Raw genomic sequence first — 22,968 nt, 5'->3', positions numbered from 1 at the left:
GCAAATTCTACTATAATTGTATCTTAGAGCATGAAATCGTTGAAATATAAGTTTCGTTGTATGAACAAAGAATTTGATTTGGATATATGAAAATGAGATACTCCCTTTTTTTTCGGTTTGGAGGTATCTCATTTTTCTTAACTTGATGGCGATATGGTGCTATCCTTAATGTTTTAAATAAGTACAGATTTATATTTTTTAGGTATTAGAAAAGCCAGAAATCCAATTGAGGATATCTGGCTTGATTTTATATTAAAAAAGATAGGACACTATTTACGTGTTATAAAAAAATATGAGTGTGCACAATAAATGTAACGTTACGACCAATATAGAAAAGAGGGTGTACAGCGAAAAGAAGAATGCGAGTGATGAAGCAATGTAAGGAGGGAAGTGTATGCGGATATTCCATGCAAGTGAGGAGAATCATATTCAAGTGTTTCATCCCCGAATACCTACTCGAGGGGACCTAGATCCAACAAAAGGGCTTGTATGGGCAATAAATGATCAATGCTTACCTAATTTTTTAACGCCTAGAAATTGTCCGCGTGTTTGCTACCATGTTGGCCCAAATACATCTGAAATCGACAAGCAAACATATATATCATCAAAGTCATGTTCACATGTAGTCGTTATAGAAAACAGATGGTTTGAAACGATGAGAAATACGAAATTATATTTGTATGAATTTGATACAAAGCAGTTCACACTGCAAGATGAGAACGCTGGTTATTATGTAAGTGAAACATCGCAAATTCCAATTGCCAAATTGGAAGTAGTTGATTTGTTTGAAGAGCTATTTAAGCATAATGTTGAATTACGTTTAGTAAATAACTTGTGGGATATTTTTGATGAAATTCAAAAAACAACGTTGAATTGGTCAATGTGTAGAATGGGTTTTGCGCAGCCGAGATTTGAGGGGTAATTTTTAATCAAGGCCCCCTTTTTTTAAACTAAATTCAGATTTCGAATAAGAGAATACATTTTGAGTAATCTTTTCAAAATGTATTCTTTTGCTTTGATGTGGGATTTTGAGAAGTATTTTTCATTATTGAATGAAAGAAGCAGGACCATTGAAAAAAGGGGATTTGTTGATGTTAATAGAAAAGAATTTTGATAAAAGGAAATGGAGGGCATATATGACTAATTATTCATTGCCGAATTTCATTATTAAAGAACGTGGTAAGGTGTCGGAATGCTTTATTAAATTAAGGATATATGATTTTTATGCAGCGTTAAAGTTTGTTGGCGAATTGCCCTATGGGAGGAATTCTAATCGGTCCGATTATGAATTAGTAATGAGCGAAGGAAAGGGAACTTGTAGTACGAAACATGCTTTACTTTCTGCGTTATGTAAAGAACAAGGGGTGGAAGAAATAAAATTAATTACAGGAATTTATGAAATGAACGAAAATAACACACCAGGTGTTGGAAATGTTTTGAGAATGCACGGCTTAAACTCTATCCCAGAAGCACATTGTTATTTAAAGTATAAAAATGAAAGATTTGATTTCACTAGAATTAATGTGAATGGGGAGCCTATTGAAGAATTTTTAATAGAACAACAAATAGAACCTTATCAGATTGGAGATTTCAAAACTGATTTTCATTGTTCTTACATACCAATCTGGCTAGAAAAAAATAAATTAGATCAAAAATTCGATTTGGATCGTTTATGGAAAGCTAGAGAAGAATGTATCAAAGAGTTGTCAGCAACTTAACAAGTATTTTTTAGTTTCTGTAGAGTTTGAATGTTGAAGAGCAAGTTTTGATCAATTTTTTTTCAAAACTTGCTCTTTCAATTTATTTATTTATTTTTCGGCATCTTTGTCTAGCTCTGCCTCCTAAGCCAGTCAGCTCCGCTTTTCTTTATAAGTCGCTGCTATGGAGAAAAAGGCCCCGACCGCTCCTATGCATGGCCAGATGCTCTTGCCCATCTAAAAAAAGGGTTTTTAAGAGCAAATGCGTTTTTTCATCCGGTTACTTAGATGTTTTAATCCTAATCTGGCTAAATTCTACCGGTATATAATATTTATTATAAATCACGGGATATTTATCGCTAATATATATACTTTCTAAAATCAAATCACATTCCTCTCCGTGGAAAAGTTGATATTTTAATGATGATGGAGTATTGACGGAATGAGAACGTTTAATTTCAATGGTAGAGGAATTAGCTAGTTCATATATTTTCTCCTCTAACATTTCCAATAGTTGTTTTTCGTTTTGTAAGTCAAGATTTAACTTGGAAACAGCTTCTATTGGCATCATCGTAAAAGCAAAAGCTACGATCTTATCGTTGCTTTTATACCAGCGTTCCAATGCAACCACTGCAGTCATTTCTTGATTTAGTACTTGCATAGCATAGTCTGTTACTAGATCAATTCGGAAAGTAAGTTCGATATCATCTATTGTTTTGGTATAGCATTTATATAAGGGATTCCCTAACTTTTCCAAGCCGTCCATACTTTCATTATGGTGAAAGTATGTAATGAAATTTCCTTTTCCATGGATATTTTTCACCAATCCATCTTCCTGCAAAAGTGCTAAAGCATGCCGTAATGTCATTCTGCTTACACCAAATATTTTGGCCAATTCGGGTTCTGTTGGCAGTTGACTGTCCGGTGGGAAGGTTCCATCCATGATTAATTTATACAATTGGTCATACACAGTGACGAATAACGGTTTTTTTTGTTTATTGAGTTCATGAAGCTTATTTTTCATTTTCTTATACCCCTATAGCTTTTCAATTTCATGACTATACATTCCGTTTCTTTATTCTATTGTAACTCACTTTTTTGTGGAAATTAATACGCTTTCAAAAAATCATTATAATTGGCACTATGTGCATTTGTCACTCAAACTGAAGAAGAAGGGTATTGCGCACTGTACAAAAAATAGCATGGTCTTCTAAACAAAGAAAATAGTAACAGTAGTTTCCTTGAATAAGCATATTTTCATTTATGAAAAATTATGCTGTAATAGTGAGAGAACAATCGTTCATTCTGTTCTATATAAATCGATTTTGATTTATCCCGCTACTTTAGGGCAGTAAGACTCCCACCTCAAGATTCTGAGAAAACATTGTCCAGCTCCAGTGGCTAGAATGTTCGGTGGCTTCGCTTCTTCCTACGAGGTAAAAAACCCCTCTACGTCAGAAGCTCCATCCCCCTCACATTCTGAACGAGCCACTTCCGCTTTTCTTAAGAAGATAGGTGGGAGATAACTGCCCGTAAGAGCCCGATTGGGCGGGCTTTCCATCAGTGGGGGATGAAGAAAAACCCCGACTGATGGAAGTTTCACTTTATCAACATACAAGTCGCTGCTATACACAACAAAACATGACATGCACTTGCTTTCTTCCTGTGTTTGAAACATTGCATGTGGCAGGAAAAGGATCTGCCCGTTTCTATGCATAGCTAAATGCTCTCGCCCACTAAAAAAAGAGACCTTTATGTTGATTTTTTAATTTATATTTATATAAGTAGTCAAAGAAGTGAGGAATTGAGATTGAGAAAGTTTAAGAAGTTTTATTTAGAGATTACGAGTGTATGTAACCTCGCATGCAGCTTTTGTCCGCCAACAGAACGGCAGAAGCAATTTCTTTCTGTGGAGGATTTTACAAAGCGATTAGATCAAATTAAGCCTCACACAGACTATATTTATTTACATGTAAAAGGTGAGCCTTTACTTCACCCTAAAATAGGTCAATTGTTAGATATCAGTCATGAAAAAGGATTTAAAGTCAACATTACAACGAACGGAACATTAATTAATAAAAAGAGAGAAAAATTATTAAATAAACCTGCGCTTAGACAGATGAATTTTTCACTTCATAGCTTTGATGGCCATGAAGGTTCTGAAGATAAGGAAGGATATGTACGAAGTATACTTTCTTTCATTAAAGAAGCAACGAGCCAATCCGATTTGATTGTTTCGCTCAGACTATGGAACTTAACACAAGACAATAAGACGAATCTTGAAATACAGCGAAACAGAGAGTTATTAGAAATTATTGAGAAAGAATTTAATTTACCGTACAAGATTGAAGAGAAGCTTACGCCAGGAAAAGGTATAAAAATTGCGGACCGCATCTTCATCAACCAAGATTACGAGTTTCAGTGGCCTGCACTGCATGAGGAAGAAGACGATGGAAAGGGCTTCTGTTATGGCCTTCGCAATCAAGCGGGCATTTTAGCGAACGGAACGGTTATTCCTTGTTGTTTAGATGGTGAGGGCATTATCAATCTTGGAAATATTAACGATGCTCCGTTTTCTGATATTATCGAAGGGGAACGAGCAACAAACCTTGTGGATGGATTTTCGCAAAGAGTAGCAGTAGAAGAACTATGTAGAAAATGCGGATATCGCAAACGATTTGGGAAATAGATAGGAAAACGTAAAATAGTACAGTAAAAAATGGACCAAAACAGTTTCTTCCTGTTTTGGTCCATCTTTTTTTACCATTCCTTTGGCTCATAGTTCAAGTCTTGGAATAATCGATTACGCTCTTTTTTAGATAAGTCTCTCCATTGTCCAACGGGTAGATTACCTAAATGAATATTCATAATTCGAGTTCGCTGTAGTCTATAAACATCGTAGCCAAGTGCTTCACACATGCGACGAATTTGACGATTTAGTCCTTGAGTTAAAGTAATTTGAAAAACGTATTTGGAAAGTTGTTCCACCTGACAAGGCAGCGTTTTCGTACCTAAAATTTTTACACCTTCAGCCATTCGTTTTAAAAATTCAGGAGTAATCGGCTTGTCTACTGTAACAATGTATTCTTTCTCATGCTTATTTTCAGCACGTAAAATTTCATTGACTATATCTCCATCGTTCGTAAGGAGTATTAAGCCATCTGAATCTTTATCTAGTCGCCCAATATTAAAAATTCTTAATGGGTGATTGACTAAATCAACAATATTACCCTTAACATTTTTTTCTGTTGTACTCGTAATACCAACGGGTTTATTTAAGGCAATATAAACATAATTACTTGCCATTCGTATTTGGTTACCGTTTACACGAACATCATCCCCGGGCTCGACTTGGCTGCCTATTTTCGCAACCTTTCCATTTATCGTGACTCTTCCTTCATTGACTAATTTATCTGCACCGCGTCTAGATGCTTTTCCAGATTCACTAATGAACTTATTAATACGCATGTTAAACACAACCTTAAGTAGAGAGTTAATAGTATTAGAATATTGGATTCACATTTAATTTTCAAGGGGACAAGCATAATGAATTACAGAATAGCGGAAAAAACAACAAAAAATATATGGAGTGTGTTTCCATTGAGAGATAACTTTGTTCAGAAAAAGATGCGTTAGATTTTGTAGGCATATGTGTTGGAAATGACGTATACTTATTAATACTCTACATTGATGTATTTTCTGAAGGCTTGAAAACAGGTTTAGCAGGAATTATGCATATGGTATTCATACAATGGTGAAAAATACATACAAGAATCTATAACAAAATGAGGTTAGTACATGAGTCCACAAAGTTTTAACGATTACGCATTGAGTAAAGAAATTGTAAGAGCACTTGCTAGCTTACAATACGAAAAGCCAACAGAAGTGCAAGAGAAAGTCATCCCAATTGCATTAGAAAAGAAAGATCTTGTTGTAAAATCACAAACAGGAAGCGGTAAGACAGCTTCTTTTGGAATTCCGCTTTGTGAAATGGTTGAATGGGAAGAAAATAAACCGCAGGCGTTAATTCTTACACCAACAAGGGAGCTTGCTGCGCAGGTAAAAGAAGACATTACGAATATAGGAAGATTTAAGCGTATTAAAGCAACTGCGGTTTATGGAAAATCCCCATTTGCGCGTCAAAAATTAGAGTTAAAGCAAAAGACACATATTGTTGTCGGCACTCCAGGGCGTGTATTAGATCATATTGAAAAAGGGACTTTCTCGTTAGAACGTCTGAAATATTTGGTGATTGATGAGGCAGATGAAATGTTAAATATGGGCTTTATCGATCAAGTAGAGGCAATTATTGACGAATTACCTACGAACCGAATGACGATGCTCTTTTCTGCGACATTACCAGAAGATGTTGAAAATTTGTCTCGTACATATATGGAATCACCAATCAACATCGAGATTCAAGCATCTGGCATTACGACAGATAAAATTGAGCATAGTCTTTTAGAAGTGAGGGAAGAAGAGAAGTTTTCTCTTCTGAAAGATATAACAACGATTGAAAATCCAGATAGTTGCATTATTTTCTGCCGTACGCAAGAAAATGTAGATGATGTATTTAGACAGTTAAACCGTTCTGGCTATCCTTGTGATAAAATTCATGGCGGTATGGTGCAAGAGGACCGGTTTGCAGTAATGAATGATTTTAAAAGAGGGAAATTCCGTTATTTAGTAGCGACAGACGTAGCAGCAAGAGGAATTGATATTGAGAATATTACCCACGTTATTAATTACGATATTCCATTAGAAAAAGAAAGTTATGTACACCGTACAGGAAGAACGGGACGTGCTGGTAAGAGCGGAAAAGCAATTACATTTGTAACCCCGTATGAAGAAAGATTTCTAACAGAAATCGAAGCGTATATCGGTTTTGAAATTGTAAAAATAGATGCACCTTCAAAAGAAGCAGTTATCACAAGAAAGGCGGCATTTGAAGAGAAAATAAATGCTAAGCCAATTGTGAAAAAAGATAAAAGCGCTAGTCTTAATAAGGGAATCATGAAGCTTTATTTTAATGGCGGAAAGAAAAAGAAAATCCGAGCAGTGGATTTCGTTGGTACAATTGCCAAGATTCCAGGTGTCACAGCGGATGATATAGGGATTATTACAATCCAAGATAATGTTTCCTATGTTGATATATTAAACGGAAAAGGACCACTTGTTTTAAAAGCAATGAAAAACACAACGATAAAAGGTAAGCAGTTAAAGGTTCATGAGGCGATTAAGTAAAAGGAACTATCCACTCTAATAGGTGGATAGTTTTTTGTGAAAAATAAGGAAATCATGTATAGAAGCAAAGGTAAATAATGAATTAGAAGACAATGAATTTGAAAAAAGGAAAGAGCCATTGCAACATTTTTTTGTTATGACTCCCGATCCTTTTTTAATTTCATTTAGTTGCAATACGGTGGATTTACTTCAGCTTCAGAAATAAAATTATATAGTAATTAATTGAAAGATGAATGGGGACTGTAGCGAAAGACTTGCGACAGTCTCTTTTCTATGTGCGTAAAGCAATAAAATCAATATCGTTTTTAGGAGCACTTTTAGACATAGCTATAGATAGCTATGTCTTTTTACTTTCCTTATAGAATCCTTATAATTGTCATTTATTCTAGACTCACCAAAGACAAGGAGGAAGTTTAGAATGAGTGAGCTGATTTTAGAAACAAAAAATCTTTGCAAAACATTTCAAAGACAAAGGGTGGTACAAGATATTTCACTTTCTGTACCGAAACATTCAATCTATGGATTGCTAGGTGCGAATGGAGCGGGGAAATCGACTACTTTGAAAATGATAACAGGCATGCTTACACCTACTTCTGGTGAAATTTATTTTGATGGTCATACATGGACGCGGTACGATTTACATTCTATCGGTGCTTTAATTGAATCCCCTCCGCTTTATGAAAATTTAACGGCAAAAGAAAATTTGCTTGTTCGTACGACTGCTTTAGGTTTGCCAAAGTCAAGGATTGATGAAGTATTGCGTGTTGTGGAGCTAGAGAATACAGGTAAGAAAAGGGCAGGGAAATTTTCGATGGGAATGAAGCAGCGATTGGGAATTGCCATTGCACTACTTAATCATCCGAAGCTTTTAATATTAGACGAACCAATGAATGGACTTGATCCTTTTGGCATACAGGAATTAAGAGAATTGATCCTTTCTTTCCCTAGCAAAGGAATTACCGTCATTTTATCCAGCCATATTTTAAGCGAAGTAAGCCAGGTTGCAGATCATGTTGGGATTATAGCTAACGGTGTATTAGGGTATCAGGGACAACTGAATAAGAACGATGACTTGGAAAACTTATTTGTACAAGTGGCGAGAAAATATAAAAGGGAGGCATAAGAAATGATTCCGTATGTTGTATCTGAAAAAATCAAAATCAGACATACTTTTTTGAATAAACTTATTTGGCTAGCTCCATTCGCTACGCTGCTGCCTGCTTTTTTATTATCGGCGGATTATTTTCAATTATCTAGCTACAACTGGTGGTACATGCTCATTCTTCCAGGAATGCTTTCTTTAAGTTGTGTACTTCTTGCAGAGAAGGATAAAAAAATGAATAATCGGACCATTTTATCTTTACCCGTTTCCTTAAAACGAGTATGGCTTTCTAAAATATTACTGGTTTTAGGAATTTTGATTTGTTCCTGCATGATTTTTTTCTGTGGAATACAGTTATCTAGTTTACTATTAAATAAAGAGAATTTTCGAATCATTCCGGTGATGAATGCATTATTGGGAAGCATTCTTTTGATCGTTACTTTTATGTGGCAGATTCCTATATGCTTGTTTTTAGGGAATAAAGTGGGTCTATTTCCGACGGTTCTATTGAATGTAGGAGCAAATGGAGTCTTAGGGGTTCTATTGGCAACAAAAAGTATTTGGATGATTAGTCCATATGCATATCCAAGCAGGCTTATGATTCCTATTTTAAAAATACTACCGAATGGGTTGTATGCAGAACCAGGAAGTGTAACGTTTACGCCAGAACTTCTTTCCCATTCTGTCATACTGCCAGGCTTGGTTATTTCTGTTATGCTATTCTTTTTGTTTACTTATGTGACGGCAAATTGGTTTGCAAAACAGGAGGCAAAATAAAATGGGAGTTTTACCAAGGGTATTAAGAGCTGATTTTTTAAAGATGAAGGGAACGATTTTTTACTGGATACATATAGTGATGCCAATCATCGGGATTGTTCTGTTTTTAAGTTACTATTCTTTTTCCAAAGTTGATTCTATTAGTAAGGTTCCTGGTTATATACAAGTATTATCTATGACTTTTCCACTGCTAATTAGTGTTGTATGTTCTTTAATTGTGGAGCAGGAATCGTTGGCAGGGAACTTTACAGAACTTTTATCAACAGAATATGGAAAGCGGAAAGCATTTATTAGTAAAGTATGTTTACTGTTAATATGTGGATTTTGTTCCGCTATAGTGGCAGTCGTTGGATTTGCGGCAGGTTTTCATTTTCTTCTAGGGCAGAATGAACTACCACTGTCTTTCTATTTTGAGATTTCTTTCGTCCTGTTTGGATGTCAAATCTTTATATATTTATTTCATCTGTTTCTAAACTTTCGCTTTAGTAAAGGTGCTTCCATTGGGATTGGCATTATAGAAAGCTTGCTGGTAGCTTTAATGCATACCGGGCTGGGAGAGGTTATTTGGAAATACATTCCATGTGCGTGGGGAATGAGATTAAGTAATAGTTTTTTTGCATACAGATTGAATCCAGATTCGTTTCATGCCCTGCAAGTAGATACTCAAATGGGAGTCGTTATGTGTATTTGCTTCACGATCATTGCGTTTATTATGTCACTTATCTGGTTTTCCTTTTATGAAGGGCGCAAAGAAATGTAAGCGCATTTTGTAAAAACAGCATTATAATGGAAGGTGGAGGAGGGGTTCTGTATGGCAAAAATATTAGCAATTGATGATGAAGAAGGCATTCTTTATATTATAAAAAGTGCTTTAGAAAAAGAAGGACATGAGGTAACTGCCGTGAGTAATCCTCTTACGATTTCAAAGAACAAGTTTTGTCAGTATGATTTAATTCTATTAGATGTCATGATGCCGGAAATAGATGGATTTACACTTTGCAAGGAGATTCGGAACTTGGTGGATAGTCCCATTGTGTTTCTAACTGCGAAAACAATGGAAAAGGATCTGATCACAGGTCTTAGCCTTGGCGGAGATGATTATATTACAAAACCTTTTGGAATCGGCGAACTGCGTGCAAGAGTGTCAGCGCATGTAAGACGTGAACATAGGGAAAAGCAAAATGCCTTTTTTCTGTCAGGTCTTACATTTAATCTATCGTGTAAAGAAATAAGGTATGACGATACAGTTATCGCATTTACGAAAAGCGAGTATGGAATTTGTGAGTATTTAGCTCTCAATCACGGTCAAGTATTTTCAAGAGAAAAGATTTATGAAAATGTTTTTGGGTATGATGGCGAAAGTGATGATCTGGTAATTGTGGAACATATTAAAAATATCCGCTATAAATTATCTAAGTATGGCATGAATCCAATAGAAACGGTGTGGGGAATCGGATATAAATGGAAAAAGTGAAAAGACAAATAAATCTCCGCAAAATTTTTATACGGTACATTTTCGCATTTTCAATAGGGACAATTGCTTTAGTCACTTTGCATATTAGCTTGTTCAGTACTGGAGTTAACAAAGGGGTGATTCTTCCGGCAAATTATTATGAGAAACAGATTGAATCACAAAGAGATGCCATAGTACAGGCGGAACAGGGCGATGATCGGATTTTAAAACAATATAAATATGTTGTGTATGACTTTTCAGGAAACATCATTCAAGGGAACATTCATAAAAATGATGCGAGGAAAATATGGGATAACGTACAGAACAACGAAATAGGTGACGGAGGATACTACTATGCAGTTATAAAACGAAATAAAGATATTTGTGTCGTTTTATATACCTTGCATACTAGTTATAAAAATCCTATTTTGCAGAAGTATTTACCAATTCCGGACATTTCTTTGATTATCTCTTTTATCCTATTATTTGTTGCAGAAGTGTTATTTCTATCTCGTTCCTTTGGCAAATCATTGTCAAAGGAAATGCTGATTTTGAAAAAGGTAACCAATAAAATTCAAAAAGAAGATTTAGATTTTCAAGTAGAGCAATCTAGAATAATAGAAGTGAATGAAATATTAGATTCCTTAGTAAAAATGAAAGATGAATTGAACGATTCCTTACGTAAACAGTGGGAAATGGAAACGAATAGAAGAGAACAGATTGCTGCTTTAGCACATGATGTCAAAACGCCATTAACGATACTGAGAGGGAATGCCGAGTTGTTAAATGAATTGATGCTGGATTCGAATCAGGGGAAATGTAATGAACATATTTTGAAAAGTGTTGCTGAAATGGAAATGTATATGAAATCTTTGCTTGACATTACGAAAAGTGAGGAAGGGACTTCACTTCAATTTAAGCAAATAGAACTTCAAAACTTTATTGATCATATTATAGAGGAAAGTGCAATTTGTGCTTTGGACAAACAGTTAAATCTAATCAAAGAGGTTAAGGACATACCAAATTTTATAAATGCTGATGAGGCTGCTTTGAAAAGAGCAATTATGAATGTGATGATGAATGCAATTGAATATTCCCCAGTACATGGTGACTTGATGTTTTCAGTTGAAACTAGTAATAGTAAGGTCCGGTTCATTGTCGAGGACTCAGGAAGAGGATTTACAAAAGAAGAAATGAATTCAGCCACAGAGCAATTTTATAGAGGAGATAAAAGTAGAAAGTCAAAAAATCATCATGGAATCGGACTATATATTGCCAAAAACTTTGCAAAGCAGCACGGTGGAAATGTTTATTTAAATAATTCAGAAAAGCTAGGCGGGGCAAAAGTTGTTTTGGAAATATCGGTGTAGTGGAGAAAACGCCTAAAGTTTTGTTTTCATACAGTCTGTATAGTTTTAACTATACTAATGATAACTTATGTCTTAGTTGACCGGCTGCATTAAGGTAGTTTTCCTTTTTTCTTAAGAAAAAGGGTGTTCCAACAAAATATGGGATAAAAGATTCAAAAGCCTGGGTAAGGAAACAATCTCACCCAGGCTTTTCTTGCTGCTTTATTTTGGTAATGTGAATGTCACTTTTTTTCCATTTGAAAGGTCTTTTACCTCTTTATTTCTCATAGGTCCTAATTCGACCTCAAAGCTCTTGTTTTTCCAAATCTTTTCATACTGCTCCTCATCTAAGAGGTAAACTTGTAATAACTCGCCAGATGTTCCGGTTTTGATCACATCATTATAGTTGTAAGTTAGCAACATGCCTTCGCCAAGTGTATACTGCGCGCCATCATTCACTTTTAGTGTAGAACTTATTGAAGACAACGCAATATCTTCAGACCCTTTGTTATTGAGTTTAAATTGAACTGTCAATAAAACAATGCCATTTTTGAAATTTTCAAATCGCGGAGCTTCAGCAGAATTTGGCGTGAATTTGGTGAATTGGTATCCATCTAATGTAACATTGACATCACCTAATTGTTCACTTTTATTAATGTTTGCTTTCTCGTTTAGCATTTTCTTCTCGCCCATGTTATCAACGGTTGCTTTATCTTTATAAAAAGTCTTATCTGCTGCAACCTTTTTGCTACCTTGTTTATTTACACTTAACGCAAATGTCCCCGCACTTCCGATTGGAGCGTCAAATTTTCCTTTATTCGCTTGCGCTTCAGAAACTTTAACTGATACCGTTGATAGCCCCAAAATTTTTGTTAAATCATCTTTACCGAATGGATAAGCAACATAACCAGAAACGGTTTTCCCTGCTTCTACTAAATAATTATTTTTTGGAGACAATTTTTCAGATAATTGTTCTTCTTTTGGAATTAAATCTCTATAATTCGTGTAAGCCTTTTTAGCGCCTGTAAATGACATGTCTAAGGTTGGCATATAGTAAACATCTTTATTTGAACTATTCTTTACAGTATAGTGTGCAAGAATAACCCCACCATCTGTTTGATTGTTAAAAGGAATGCTAAAATCGTTATGAAAATCATTCAATTCAACTAATGTATAGTTATCAAGCGATACTGAAACATCTTGTAACTTATGTACTTGCGGTTCCTTGTTTTCATAAAGGACTTTCGTTTTACCGTTTGTTTCTTTCTCCATATATGAAATAAGCTTTGAATAATCGCTTGAATTAGCTTTCGCACCTTCAGATTTTTTTTCTTTTGCTGTATCCGTTTTTTCTGTCTTATTTTCTTTTTGATCTTTACTTGCTTTATCACTTTGACCGCAACCAGTTATCATAAAGGCTGCAACCATCATGATAGAAAATAAAGAAATTATTTTTTTTGACATTTCTCTTCCCCCTATTTTTCTCTCTACTAAACCCCTAATCTAGATAGTCGAATAATCGGTTGTATCGCCCTCCCTATCTTTTCTACGCTTCATTATATAAAAAATATTTACCACTTACCACCTCTTTCTGGTATCTTGAACCATTTGAGTAGATAAATCTGTATGTCAAAAAACGTAGAAAATCAACGAGGATTCTGTCAATTCAACTTTTACAGAGGGGATTGCTAAGAATGAAGAAGGATATCATTACAAACGTTCAGTAGACTAAAAAAAGAGCTTTAGTAAAGCTCTTTTTTAGTCTACTTCTTAACCTTTTTCATTTTATTTACAAAAAGACTAACGATACCGATAGCAATGAATGCATAACCTATTGGTAGTAAATAAAATGGTTCTACAAGTTTACCATCCGGAGCGACTGTAGATCCGACAGTATGAAAGCTAACAAAACATGCGATTCCGAAAATAAATGGTAGTAAAGTTAAAATGTATTTTTTCATATTAAACCTCCATGTGTAGGGATTTTTTTGAAAATAACTGCTTTATAGTTAATAATTATAGTACTGTCATGTAGTTAGTACTATTTATATAGGTGACAAAAAGCTTACAGATCTGTAAGAGGGAAAAGTGTATATGTGTGGGTTTTAAATGAAGGGGAGGGGATTTTTGTATGGATAAGTTGCAACAAGTAATTGATAGGTTTAATTTGAATGTATTAACAATTGAGGATGTTCCGCAGTCTTTTAGTTCGGCGGTTTATCAAATTAAGTTAATGGATCATCGTACAGTTTATATCAAAATTCCTTATTCCAAAGCAAAGCTTGAACGTGAGTATACGGTGCTTGAACGATTGCGCGATGAGTTATCTGTACCACAAGTGTTAGATTATTGGGAAGGTAATGAGGATGTTACTGGCGCATTGTTGTTAGCTGCGATTAATGGGGTGCCGGCTACAGGGAGGGTGGATGCAGAGTTATCCTATGATATTGGAGTACAACATGCCAAGCTGCATGCGATTATTCCAAATGATCAGGATTTTAATAGCGCCGTTTCTAATGTGTATAGTCAATGGTCTGAGTTTATTCAGAAGCAATTTTATTCCTTCGCAGCAGATGTAAAGGAAGTAATTGAACCGCGTTTATTTGAACAATCATTGCAACATTTTGAGCGTCATCTCAAATTACTTCCATCACCAGACGGACCTTGTTTTATACATATGGACTTTCGGCCGGGGAATATTTTAGTTTATGAAAATCAAGTGGCCGGCATCATTGATTTTGAAAGTGTTCGCATCGGCGCAACTGAAATGGATTTTACAAAAATCAATCGTGATATTTTCATGAAATATCCTGGAACAATGGAGGCTTATCAGCGAGGCTATGAATCCATTCGGCCGCTTATTGATTTGCAAGAAGTTTTGCCATTTTTTCGTTTTACCGATGCATTTAATGCAATTGGTTGGTGTAAAAGAAGAGGCATTGAAAAGCATCGAAATTTTTTACAGGAGAATTTAGCATATTTATCCGCTTTTTTCATGAAAGTGCAATAGGGGAAGAAGTATTATCAATTATTATGTCCCATAAAAATAGTTGTAGGCTGAATAGAAGTTTTCTGTACATGAAAGTTTCTTCAGAAGAACCGAAGAAACTTTCCGTTCATATAATCAGTGTTATTGAACTTTAGCTGAGCTGGAAAAGAGCATACTTGTAGAATTATAAAGACCGGGCAAGACGGAATCCAAGGTCGTCTATGCGAAAGGTTGGATGGCTACGACGACGACACGAAGCCCCGCAACCTCTGGCCTCTTCAGCCCAGCTTCCTCCTCGGAAAATTCTGTAGGAGCCGTACACTTGTTCATCATATAAATCCCAGCACCACTCCCAAACATTCCCTAGCATATCATACAGACCCCATGAATTCGGTTCTTTTCTTCCTACTTCATGGACCCTGCCTTCTGAATTTTCATTATACCAGGCAATCTTATCAAGCTCTCCGTATCTATAACCAGTAGTCCCTGCTTTACATGCATATTGCCACTCTGCTTCTGAAGGAAGTCGATAGCCGTCTGCTTCCAAGTCACAAATAATGTTTTTACCATCGTTACTTATAGAATAACATTCTTTCAGTCCAGCTTTCTGTGAAAGCAGATTACAAAAGGAAATCGCATCGTGCCAAGAAATATTTACAACCGGTTTTAGATCTCCGTCAAAAGAAGATTGATTTGTAATCGCATAGTATAGATCTGTAGTTACAGGATACTGGGCAAGAAGAAACGGTTTGATTTCAGCTTTCCATGAGCTTTTTATTCTGTCGTCCCTTAATTCCACTGCGCCCCCTGGAATGTTCACCATTGGATAGTCAATGGAACTTTTTATTTCATTGGACACTCTAACTGCCTCCTAACGAACATTGTTTTACAAATTTTACCTCATTTTGAAGCGTGGAAGCAATACGAAAATGAAAAATTCATAATTAAAAGATAACAAGGTTGTATAGGATACAAACCTAAAACAAAAAAAGCCCGGCATATGCCGAGCTTTTTTATTATTACTTCGATTCTTTTTCAGCTTTTGGAGTTTCGAAAACATCTTTTAATTCTTTATCTTCGATCTTCACATCTGCTTTTTTCATTTCTTTTGTAACAAGATCGTTCATAAATTTAGGATCTTGCATTTTCTTGTCAACAAGCTCGTTTTTAATACGATCTTTTTCTTGATCAAGTGGTTTTAATTCTTTAATATCAGTAACTTTGATGATGTGGTAACCGAATTGTGATTTTACAGGATCACTTACTTCGTCTTTTTTCAATTTATATGCAGCATCTTCAAATTCTTTTACCATTTTACCTGATGTGAAGTATCCTAAGTCGCCGCCTTTTTCTTTTGAACCTGGATCTTCAGAGTATTGTTTTGCCAACTCTTCAAAAGATTTGCCTTGTGCAAGTTCGTCTTTTACTTTTTTCGCAGTTGCTTCATCTTTTACAAGAATGTGGCTTGCTTTAATTTCAGGTTTGTAATTGTCTTTTATTTCTTTATCTGTGATGCTTTTCTTCACAGCTTCTTTCATTGAAAGCTCAGCGCGAACAGTTTCTTTTAATTGTTTTTCAGTCATGCCGCTTTGTTTTAATGCAGCAGAGAATTGATCGCCGTATTGCTTTTTGTATTCGTCAAATCGTTTATTAACGGCATCATCTTTTACTGGGTAGTTTTTGATAAATACTTTTTCCATTACTAGGTTACGTAAGACGTTTTTACCGCCTTGTTGTTTCATTGCATTGTAGAACTCATCTTTTGTTACGTCCCCAGCTTTTGATGTTACAACCTTGTCAGAAGTGCCACATGCTGACAATGTGAATACACTTGTTACAGCTAGGGCAAGCATTGCTTTCTTCATGAAATAAACACTCCTACTATTATGTATTTTTTAATCCCGCATGAACGGGCAGTAATCCCTCACTAATGGAAGTTTCACTTTATAGTATAAGCAATATGTACAAAATTTAATATAACATATTTCGGTTCGTTTTCCTATTGATAAAGAAAAATTGCCCATTTGTTCGTAAGGATTGTCAGATTCGGTCATGTCACCATTCTGGGCTTACACGCATACAAAGAGAAATGAGGAGGTTGAATTTATAATGAATCAACAATTAATTTTATGGCTTGTGTTGTTTATTTTATTAGTAATAGTAGGTATAATTTGTTTATAGAGGAAAAAAGTGAGGAAGGGGTTTCCTTCCTCACTTTGCATGAAATATAATTTCTATATAACTAGAAATTAATAGAATGGTAATGCATATGTTAACGAACCGAAAGACACTCGTTTGACGTCGATCAGATATTTGTTTTTGTTGACACAGTGTGTGTGTCATAAGGTTTGCATAAGTTAGAACGATAAATGCAAAAGCAATAAATGTAATTATAATTGTCACGAGGAGAGTCCTCCTTTGGCGAAAATACATATAATCCTATTGTATCATACGATAATTTGTTCGTGTTATAAAATTCTGAAATAGAGACACTTAGATTATATAAATACAAATTAAAAAAGACATCCCCTTTTTAGGGTGGGAGAAAGCAGGTCAATTTTTATGTTCAATAGTAGCGATTTATATAGAAAGAGAGGGAAGAAAATGGACGTTGTGAAACGCTTAGAACAAGCAGAATATTATGTATCGCTTCTTTTTAATATGATAGATGAACAAAAGTGTCCATTTTATTCTTTAATTATAAAGAAGAAAGTGATGAAATGTGATGTAGAACATTTGTTAGTTCTTTGTGAACAAATGAATGAGCAATACTTGATGGAAAAGCAAGAAGGTTTGCTTTTATTTGATGAGCTGTTGAATAAATTTGAAAGAGCGCTTCCAGAAAGCCTCGAAGGAAAAGAGACGGCGGAAGCGCTCGAACGTCAAGGTTTATTTCAACCATTGATGCAAGAGTTTTTACGTATGATAGCGAAAAGATAATAATTTAGCATTTTTTAACAAGTTTTTCATCGTGCTCTATAAAACTATCCTCGATATTATCCAATGATTTCTCGAAAATATCGATAAAGTCTTGCCCATAAACATTTCGTAAAATGGCCATTAATTCGATGTTTTCTGGGAACTTACCGTAGAAATTACGAAGAGCCAAAGCACCGTTAAAGACAGAATTACTTTCAGGATCATATTCTTCCATTAATTGCAACAGCAATTCTTCTCCCTTCTCTGTAATTTCAATATACGTGTTTCGTTTGTCATCTTCTTTTTTTGAAAATATAAGCAGACCGCGTTCTTCTAGTTTTTTAGAGAAGTTAAAAGCCGTGGATACGTGCATGACACCGAATTTTGCAATTTCTGAAATAGAAGCCCCTTTTAAATGATACGCAATCCATAAAATATGATGTTCATTAATATTTAAATCGTATGGTTTAATCCATTGCTGCCAATCTTTTTCTACGCACTTCCATAATGCTTTTGATAATTGAGCGATACGTTGACTAAAAATCATCGCCTCTTTTATTGAATAACTTTTTTCTCCGTTTTTCATCGATTCACCCACTTTATACAATTCTTATTCATTACTATCTATTATGCCAGTAAAATAAAAATTAATAAAGTGTTTTTGTTAGAATTGTGAAAATTTTTCGTTAAAATGACAAAACTATACAAATTTCGAGTAGTAATAAAAGCGTTTCCTTGTAGGACAGGACAAAGATTGACGGAATTTTATTCTTATTTGGATGTAGAAAGAAAAGGAGTATCATTGTATAAAAAATACGGCACATGTATGTCATGTGCCGTATAAGAGACGATAAGAATCAAAAATATTTGTTATATACGAAAAATTAAGCTTTATCAGGAACCGTTTGTTGTAACTTTTCAATTGATTTTTGAATGTTTTCAATTTCTTTTTCAATGTGGCGTTTATTTTGAGAGATATCTTTTCTCCATGTGGAAAGTGTTTCGTGCATATCAACTTTTAATTCTTGAATCACTTCTTTTCCTTCAGAAGCTGTTTCAACGATTTGTCGTCTTAATAGCTTTGTATCTGCTGTAATATCAGCCAGTGTTTTCTTTATATCATTTCCTTTTTCTTTTAACTTACTTCGCATATCTTTTCCAGATGAAGGAGTAGAAAAGAGTACAGCAAGTCCAGCAACAGCTCCGCCGCAAATGACGCCAGTTAGAAAGGATTTAGATTTTGACATGAAAATGGCCTCCTTAATTTGTGTAACTCGCCATCATAGATGGAAGTTTCACAGCATTGTTATACTCATGATGTGTAAAACCGTGCATATGCATAAGACAAGGGGGGAGAAAAGTGAAATTGATTACAAGCATTTGTTTTATTGTCAGTCTTTTCTTTCTTGTACGAGCAATGCAATTATTTTTTATTTTAAAACAGAAAAGATCATACCCGCCAATGCTTTCGGTGAAGCAGCAAGCTGTTAGATTCGCGTTCATTGGCGGAGTATGTATGGTATGTACAATCCTATTGTACATACTGCAATAGATAATAAAGATTTGATCTTTTACATTCATCATTTCCGATAAAAGAGTTACTTTACGCTAGTTGCAATTGTGTTTGCAATGTTTTGTAATTCTTCCATTGTGTAATCACTGTGATGAGATTTCCATACAGCACCGAAACCGTCTTTTTCACCGTAGCGTGGAATTAAATGAAGATGGAAGTGAAAGACAGTTTGTCCTGCTTTTTCTCCGTTATTATTTAATAAGTTGAAACCAACTGGATTATATTCAGCTTTAATCGCATTTGAAATTTTTGGAACAACAGAGAAAATGTGCGCAGCAATTTCTGGTGTTAATGCAAATACATCTTGTTTATGTACTTTTGGAATTACGAGTGTATGTCCTTTTGTAACTTGGCTAATATCAAGAAAAGCGAGTACATGTTCATCTTCATATACTTTTGCGCAAGGAATTTGCCCCTCAATAATTTTACAAAAAATACAATTATCCGCTGTATGATTCATATTCCTCATCCTTTCAGTAGTCTTAGCCGTATTTTATCATAATTACATAATAGAAAAAACACGAAAAGCAGGAAGCCGCTGAGCTTCCTGCCTTCTGAAGAAGGTTTGAAAAAGCATTTTCGTTTAATCTACCTTTGGGAGACACCTCATTTATTTAGGAAATGCGTGGTAACTCGACATATATTCTGCCGTCGACACCCCATTTACATTGAAATGATGTTGCAATCCTTTGGAAATGAATTGTTTATTTTATAAAACAGTATCTACTCTCCTCGAGACACCCCGTTTCTAAAATGAAACAAATTATATGACTCCGTGTAAATTACCTTTGTCCATTATAGACACCCCATTTCATGATGAGTTCGCTAGGCTGTGTTCATCACTTTTATGGTTGCTTTTTCAATGTGTTCCTTCCTCACTAATTATGATGTCCGCTTTGACGGAAGATATGCAAAGGAATTTTTTTCTTTTTATCGTATGTCTGTACTATGTAGAAGCTTTATTTTTTTGGTAAGATGATACATATACATAAATGAAGAAAGTGGTGTCATATGGAACAATTATTACGCGTGGAAAATGTCACAGGCGGATATACGAAGCGTCCTGTATTACAAAATATTTCATTCTCTGTTAAGAAAGGAGAGCTGGTCGGCTTAATCGGTTTAAACGGTGCGGGAAAAAGTACAACGATCAAACATATTATCGGATTAATGGAGCCGAAACAAGGTCATATTACGATTAACAGTAAGACGTTAAAAGATGATATGACAGCATATCGCTCTAGTTTCTCGTTTATTCCAGAAACACCTGTGCTCTATGAGGAGCTAACGTTAGAAGAGCATTTAAAGCTAACGGCAATGGCGTATGGCGTTGAAGAGAAACAGTACGAAAAACGCGTAGAAAGACTGTTAAAAGAGTTTCGTATGAAAAATCGTTTGAAGTGGTTTCCATCCCATTTTTCAAAAGGGATGAAACAAAAAGTAATGATTATGAGTGCGTTTTTAGTTGAGCCTTCTTTATATATTGTGGATGAACCATTTGTTGGACTAGACCCGCTAGCGATTCAATCATTGCTGCAAATGATGGACCAAGTAAAGAAAAGCGGTGCAGGCATTTTAATGAGTACACATATTTTAGCAACAGCAGAGCGTTATTGCGATTCCTTCATTATTTTGCATCAAGGTGAAATTCGTGCACAAGGCACTCTTGAAGAGCTGCAAAGCGAGTTTAACATGCCGGGAGCAACGCTTGATGATATTTACATTGCACTAACGAAGGAAGAAGATGCTGATGAATAGTAAAGAGTTATGGAAAGAACGGTTTCGACATTTTTTAAAGGAAATTCGTACATACGGTAAATATGTGTTTAATGATCATTTGAAATTTATTTTTGTGTTTATTATCGGAGCGGGTGCGTATTATTATCAGCAATGGCTGCAAACATTAACGCCTGCATTTCCGATATCATTTGTGATGGCGATTCTGTTAGGACTTGTGTTAACGACAGGATCGATTCAAACGTTATTAAAAGAAGCGGATCTTGTGTATTTACTTCCAGTAGAAGAAAAGTTAAAAGTATATTTCGTAAAAGCATTTCAATTTACGTTTATGATCCAGCTGTATATTGTGGCGATGGTAAGTGCGGCGCTTGCTCCGCTCTATTTCCAGCAGACGAAACAATCTGGGGAAACATACATCGTAATTGTACTTGCGATCGTGTTAAGTAAAGGCTGGAATTTATTTGTGACGTGGGAAAAGTCGTATATGACGGATAATCGTATTCATCTTACGGACTGGTTTGTTCGTTTTGTACTTAACTTTTTCTTCGTTTATTTCCTCGTCGAGCGCGCTTCTGTTATGTATATGGGAGCAATCGTCATGGCGATGGTGATTTATCTTGTATACTTGCACCAGAAAGTAAAAGGAAAGCCACTGAACTGGGAATACTTAATTGCTGAAGAAGGCAAGAAAATGATGCTGCTGTACCGCATTGCCAATATGTTTGTGGATGTACCGGCGTTAAAAGAACGGGTAGCTCGCCGCAAATGGCTTGATTTTATTCTTCAGATCACCTCAGACAAACGGCCATATTTGTTCTTATTCTTGCGCACGTTTTTACGCTCAGGAAATTATTTTGGATTGTATGTCCGCTTACTGACAATTGGCGGCTTAATTCTATACTTTGCGCCGTTTCTCTATGTTCGTCTTTTTGTCGGTGTCGTGTTTTTATATTTAATCGGTTATCAGCTGTTAAGTTTATGGAAGCATCATCGTTTGAAATTATGGCTTGAGCTATACCCTGTCCGAGAAGAAGCGAAAATGAAAGATTTTCTGACGTTATTATGTACGTTGCTTTGTGTAGGTGGTGTCATTTTCACTGTACTATTTGCGTTTGCAACGAAGGATATCATGATGACAGGACTTGTTTTTCTTGAAAATATGTTATTTAGTGTCTTGTTTGTCTATCAATACGGGGTGAAGCGTTTAAAAAAATTATCCCGCATCATATAGGGAAAGGGAGAAAAGAATGACTGAATATGAACAAAAGGTCATCTTAGAATTACAACAGTGGAAAAGAAAGATGATAAAAAACTCTTCTGCAATGACACGTTTCTCTAAAGCAGTTCAAACGAAAATGCAGCAGCTCATTCCAGAAAAAGTGCAAAATATACTTACAGAAACCATTAAAAAGATGGTACAAGGCATTAGTATTGGCTCGAATTTTATTAAACCGAGGCTAAAAGAAACAGATTGGTCACTGCAAAAAAGAGATGAAGAAGTGCTAAAGAAGATAGAGGAGTATAAAAAGGTTGCAGCTGCAGAGGGAGCCGGGACAGGAGCGGGAGGATTTTTACTCGGGCTTGCTGACTTCCCGCTGCTGCTCAGCATTAAAATTAAATTTTTGTTTGATGCGGCAACATTGTACGGCTATGACACGAGTAAAGAAGAAGAACGACTATTCATTCTTCACGTATTTCAGTTAGCTTTCTCAAGCGATAACCACCGGAAAGAAGTATGGAAGGCCATTGAGACCTGGGATACGAATAAGGAAAATCATATAGACTGGGAGAAATTTCAGCAAGAATACCGCGATTATATTGACCTAGCCAAAATGCTGCAGCTCGTACCTGTCATCGGTGCGCCGGTGGGAGCGTATGCGAACTATCAACTCCTGCAGCGGCTTGGAGAAGTGACGATGAATTGCTACCGGCTGCGGTTTTTGCAGCGAGAAGGTATGATGTAATTATATAAAGGATCTGACACGAAAAAGGACTAATGTCAGGTCCTTTTCGTGTACTTGGCATATCGAATCTCGTTGAGTAATCTTTAAATTGTGTCGAAGCGCCGATATATTGTGAAAAGCGCTGATATATCAGTGAACATATAAGAAGGAGCCGATTCAAA

At 35.5% G+C, this 22,968-nt stretch carries 26 protein-coding genes; 16 read left to right on the top strand and 10 right to left on the bottom strand.

What is annotated here, in order from left to right:
- Positions 1–394 precede the first annotated feature (394 nt).
- Positions 395–922 carry a DUF6886 family protein gene (locus tag WAZ07_RS09785; protein ID WP_336472276.1) on the top strand — a complete coding sequence of 176 codons (528 nt, stop codon included), beginning with the start codon at positions 395–397 and terminating at the stop codon, positions 920–922.
- Positions 923–1,091: 169 nt separating this feature from the next.
- Positions 1,092–1,718 carry a hypothetical protein gene (locus tag WAZ07_RS09780; protein ID WP_336472275.1) on the top strand — a complete coding sequence of 209 codons (627 nt, stop codon included), beginning with the start codon at positions 1,092–1,094 and terminating at the stop codon, positions 1,716–1,718.
- A gap of 259 nt (positions 1,719–1,977) precedes the next feature.
- Here WAZ07_RS09780 and WAZ07_RS09775 read toward each other — a convergent pair whose 3' ends face one another.
- On the bottom strand, positions 1,978–2,721 hold the full coding sequence (locus WAZ07_RS09775; protein ID WP_336472274.1) for a GntR family transcriptional regulator: 744 nt from the start codon (positions 2,719–2,721) through the stop codon (positions 1,978–1,980).
- Between the two features lie 786 nt (positions 2,722–3,507).
- On the opposite strand from WAZ07_RS09775, the gene WAZ07_RS09770 reads away from it, so the two are divergent.
- Entirely contained in the window at positions 3,508–4,386 is an 879-nt protein-coding gene (locus WAZ07_RS09770) for a radical SAM/SPASM domain-containing protein (RefSeq protein ID WP_336472273.1), read from the top strand.
- A 71-nt stretch (positions 4,387–4,457) separates the two neighbouring features.
- Here WAZ07_RS09770 and rluF read toward each other — a convergent pair whose 3' ends face one another.
- On the bottom strand, positions 4,458–5,174 hold the full coding sequence (gene rluF, locus WAZ07_RS09765; RefSeq protein WP_336472272.1) for a 23S rRNA pseudouridine(2604) synthase RluF: 717 nt from the start codon (positions 5,172–5,174) through the stop codon (positions 4,458–4,460).
- Between the two features lie 321 nt (positions 5,175–5,495).
- On the opposite strand from rluF, the gene WAZ07_RS09760 reads away from it, so the two are divergent.
- From WAZ07_RS09760 to WAZ07_RS09735, 6 genes are all read left to right on the top strand, one after another.
- The gene (locus tag WAZ07_RS09760; RefSeq protein WP_336472271.1) at positions 5,496–6,941 is read left to right on the top strand and encodes a DEAD/DEAH box helicase; all 1,446 of its coding nucleotides are present in this window, start codon (positions 5,496–5,498) and stop codon (positions 6,939–6,941) included.
- A gap of 418 nt (positions 6,942–7,359) precedes the next feature.
- A complete protein-coding gene (locus WAZ07_RS09755) occupies positions 7,360–8,064 on the top strand; it encodes a lantibiotic protection ABC transporter ATP-binding protein (RefSeq protein WP_336472270.1) in 705 nt (234 codons plus the stop codon).
- A 3-nt stretch (positions 8,065–8,067) separates the two neighbouring features.
- A complete protein-coding gene (locus WAZ07_RS09750) occupies positions 8,068–8,820 on the top strand; it encodes a lantibiotic immunity ABC transporter MutE/EpiE family permease subunit (RefSeq protein ID WP_336472269.1) in 753 nt (250 codons plus the stop codon).
- A 1-nt stretch (position 8,821) separates the two neighbouring features.
- Positions 8,822–9,580 carry a lantibiotic immunity ABC transporter MutG family permease subunit gene (locus tag WAZ07_RS09745; protein ID WP_336472268.1) on the top strand — a complete coding sequence of 253 codons (759 nt, stop codon included), beginning with the start codon at positions 8,822–8,824 and terminating at the stop codon, positions 9,578–9,580.
- Between the two features lie 51 nt (positions 9,581–9,631).
- Positions 9,632–10,294, top strand: coding sequence for a response regulator transcription factor (locus WAZ07_RS09740; RefSeq protein WP_336472267.1), 663 nt, complete (start codon positions 9,632–9,634; stop codon positions 10,292–10,294).
- Entirely contained in the window at positions 10,282–11,643 is a 1,362-nt protein-coding gene (locus WAZ07_RS09735) for a sensor histidine kinase (RefSeq protein ID WP_336472266.1), read from the top strand. Before WAZ07_RS09740 ends, WAZ07_RS09735 begins: the two co-directional genes overlap by 13 nt.
- Positions 11,644–11,844: 201 nt before the next feature.
- Here the strand turns inward: WAZ07_RS09735 and WAZ07_RS09730 are convergent, their stop codons facing one another.
- Both WAZ07_RS09730 and WAZ07_RS09725 read right to left on the bottom strand, forming a co-directional pair.
- Complete coding sequence (locus WAZ07_RS09730) at positions 11,845–13,086, bottom strand: DUF5068 domain-containing protein (protein WP_336472265.1); 1,242 nt, start codon at positions 13,084–13,086, stop codon at positions 11,845–11,847.
- A gap of 299 nt (positions 13,087–13,385) precedes the next feature.
- Positions 13,386–13,583: a DUF3955 domain-containing protein gene (locus WAZ07_RS09725; protein WP_336472264.1), complete on the bottom strand. Its 198-nt coding sequence runs from the start codon at positions 13,581–13,583 to the stop codon at positions 13,386–13,388.
- Positions 13,584–13,753: 170 nt separating this feature from the next.
- Here WAZ07_RS09725 and WAZ07_RS09720 point away from each other — a divergent pair, with 170 nt between their 5' ends.
- Positions 13,754–14,632, top strand: a complete 879-nt coding sequence (locus WAZ07_RS09720; RefSeq protein WP_336472263.1) for a phosphotransferase family protein — start codon at positions 13,754–13,756, stop codon at positions 14,630–14,632.
- A gap of 163 nt (positions 14,633–14,795) precedes the next feature.
- Here the strand turns inward: WAZ07_RS09720 and WAZ07_RS09715 are convergent, their stop codons facing one another.
- A complete protein-coding gene (locus WAZ07_RS09715; RefSeq protein WP_336472372.1) occupies positions 14,796–15,434 on the bottom strand; it encodes a formylglycine-generating enzyme family protein in 639 nt (212 codons plus the stop codon).
- A gap of 196 nt (positions 15,435–15,630) precedes the next feature.
- Positions 15,631–16,476, bottom strand: a complete 846-nt coding sequence (prsA, locus tag WAZ07_RS09710; protein WP_336472262.1) for a peptidylprolyl isomerase PrsA — start codon at positions 16,474–16,476, stop codon at positions 15,631–15,633.
- A 172-nt stretch (positions 16,477–16,648) separates the two neighbouring features.
- Here prsA and WAZ07_RS09705 point away from each other — a divergent pair, with 172 nt between their 5' ends.
- Positions 16,649–16,792 carry a YjcZ family sporulation protein gene (locus tag WAZ07_RS09705; RefSeq protein WP_396021734.1) on the top strand — a complete coding sequence of 48 codons (144 nt, stop codon included), beginning with the start codon at positions 16,649–16,651 and terminating at the stop codon, positions 16,790–16,792.
- 30 nt (positions 16,793–16,822) lie between these two features.
- Here WAZ07_RS09705 and WAZ07_RS09700 read toward each other — a convergent pair whose 3' ends face one another.
- On the bottom strand, positions 16,823–17,008 hold the full coding sequence (locus WAZ07_RS09700; RefSeq protein ID WP_396547200.1) for a hypothetical protein: 186 nt from the start codon (positions 17,006–17,008) through the stop codon (positions 16,823–16,825).
- 207 nt (positions 17,009–17,215) lie between these two features.
- On the opposite strand from WAZ07_RS09700, the gene WAZ07_RS09695 reads away from it, so the two are divergent.
- Positions 17,216–17,551 (top strand): DUF1878 family protein, encoded by a 336-nt coding sequence (locus tag WAZ07_RS09695; RefSeq protein ID WP_336472260.1) that lies wholly within the window; start codon positions 17,216–17,218, stop codon positions 17,549–17,551.
- 4 nt (positions 17,552–17,555) lie between these two features.
- On the opposite strand, the gene WAZ07_RS09690 is transcribed toward WAZ07_RS09695, so the two are convergent.
- Together WAZ07_RS09690 and WAZ07_RS09685 are read right to left on the bottom strand one after the other, a co-directional pair.
- Positions 17,556–18,116, bottom strand: coding sequence for an HTH-type transcriptional regulator Hpr (locus WAZ07_RS09690; protein WP_090917614.1), 561 nt, complete (start codon positions 18,114–18,116; stop codon positions 17,556–17,558).
- A gap of 298 nt (positions 18,117–18,414) precedes the next feature.
- Positions 18,415–18,777: a YtxH domain-containing protein gene (locus WAZ07_RS09685; RefSeq protein WP_139207714.1), complete on the bottom strand. Its 363-nt coding sequence runs from the start codon at positions 18,775–18,777 to the stop codon at positions 18,415–18,417.
- Positions 18,778–18,890: 113 nt separating this feature from the next.
- Here WAZ07_RS09685 and WAZ07_RS09680 point away from each other — a divergent pair, with 113 nt between their 5' ends.
- Positions 18,891–19,082 carry a hypothetical protein gene (locus WAZ07_RS09680; RefSeq protein ID WP_336472259.1) on the top strand — a complete coding sequence of 64 codons (192 nt, stop codon included), beginning with the start codon at positions 18,891–18,893 and terminating at the stop codon, positions 19,080–19,082.
- A 46-nt stretch (positions 19,083–19,128) separates the two neighbouring features.
- Here the strand turns inward: WAZ07_RS09680 and WAZ07_RS09675 are convergent, their stop codons facing one another.
- On the bottom strand, positions 19,129–19,563 hold the full coding sequence (locus WAZ07_RS09675; RefSeq protein ID WP_336472258.1) for an HIT family protein: 435 nt from the start codon (positions 19,561–19,563) through the stop codon (positions 19,129–19,131).
- Positions 19,564–20,114: 551 nt separating this feature from the next.
- Here WAZ07_RS09675 and WAZ07_RS09670 point away from each other — a divergent pair.
- The 3 genes from WAZ07_RS09670 to WAZ07_RS09660 are packed head-to-tail and all read left to right on the top strand — an operon-like array spanning position 20,115 to position 22,807.
- Positions 20,115–20,861: an ABC transporter ATP-binding protein gene (locus tag WAZ07_RS09670; RefSeq protein ID WP_336472257.1), complete on the top strand. Its 747-nt coding sequence runs from the start codon at positions 20,115–20,117 to the stop codon at positions 20,859–20,861.
- Positions 20,854–22,074: an ABC transporter permease gene (locus WAZ07_RS09665; protein ID WP_336472256.1), complete on the top strand. Its 1,221-nt coding sequence runs from the start codon at positions 20,854–20,856 to the stop codon at positions 22,072–22,074. The genes WAZ07_RS09670 and WAZ07_RS09665 overlap by 8 nt, the downstream gene beginning before the upstream one ends.
- Before the next feature lie 16 nt (positions 22,075–22,090).
- Positions 22,091–22,807: an EcsC family protein gene (locus WAZ07_RS09660; protein ID WP_336472255.1), complete on the top strand. Its 717-nt coding sequence runs from the start codon at positions 22,091–22,093 to the stop codon at positions 22,805–22,807.
- Positions 22,808–22,968: the final 161 nt, after the last annotated feature.

The organism is Bacillus bruguierae, from assembly GCF_037104725.1.
GTDB classification, from domain to species: domain Bacteria; phylum Bacillota; class Bacilli; order Bacillales; family Bacillaceae_G; genus Bacillus_A; species Bacillus_A bruguierae.
This window is presented reverse-complemented; position numbering and strand designations above follow the sequence as displayed.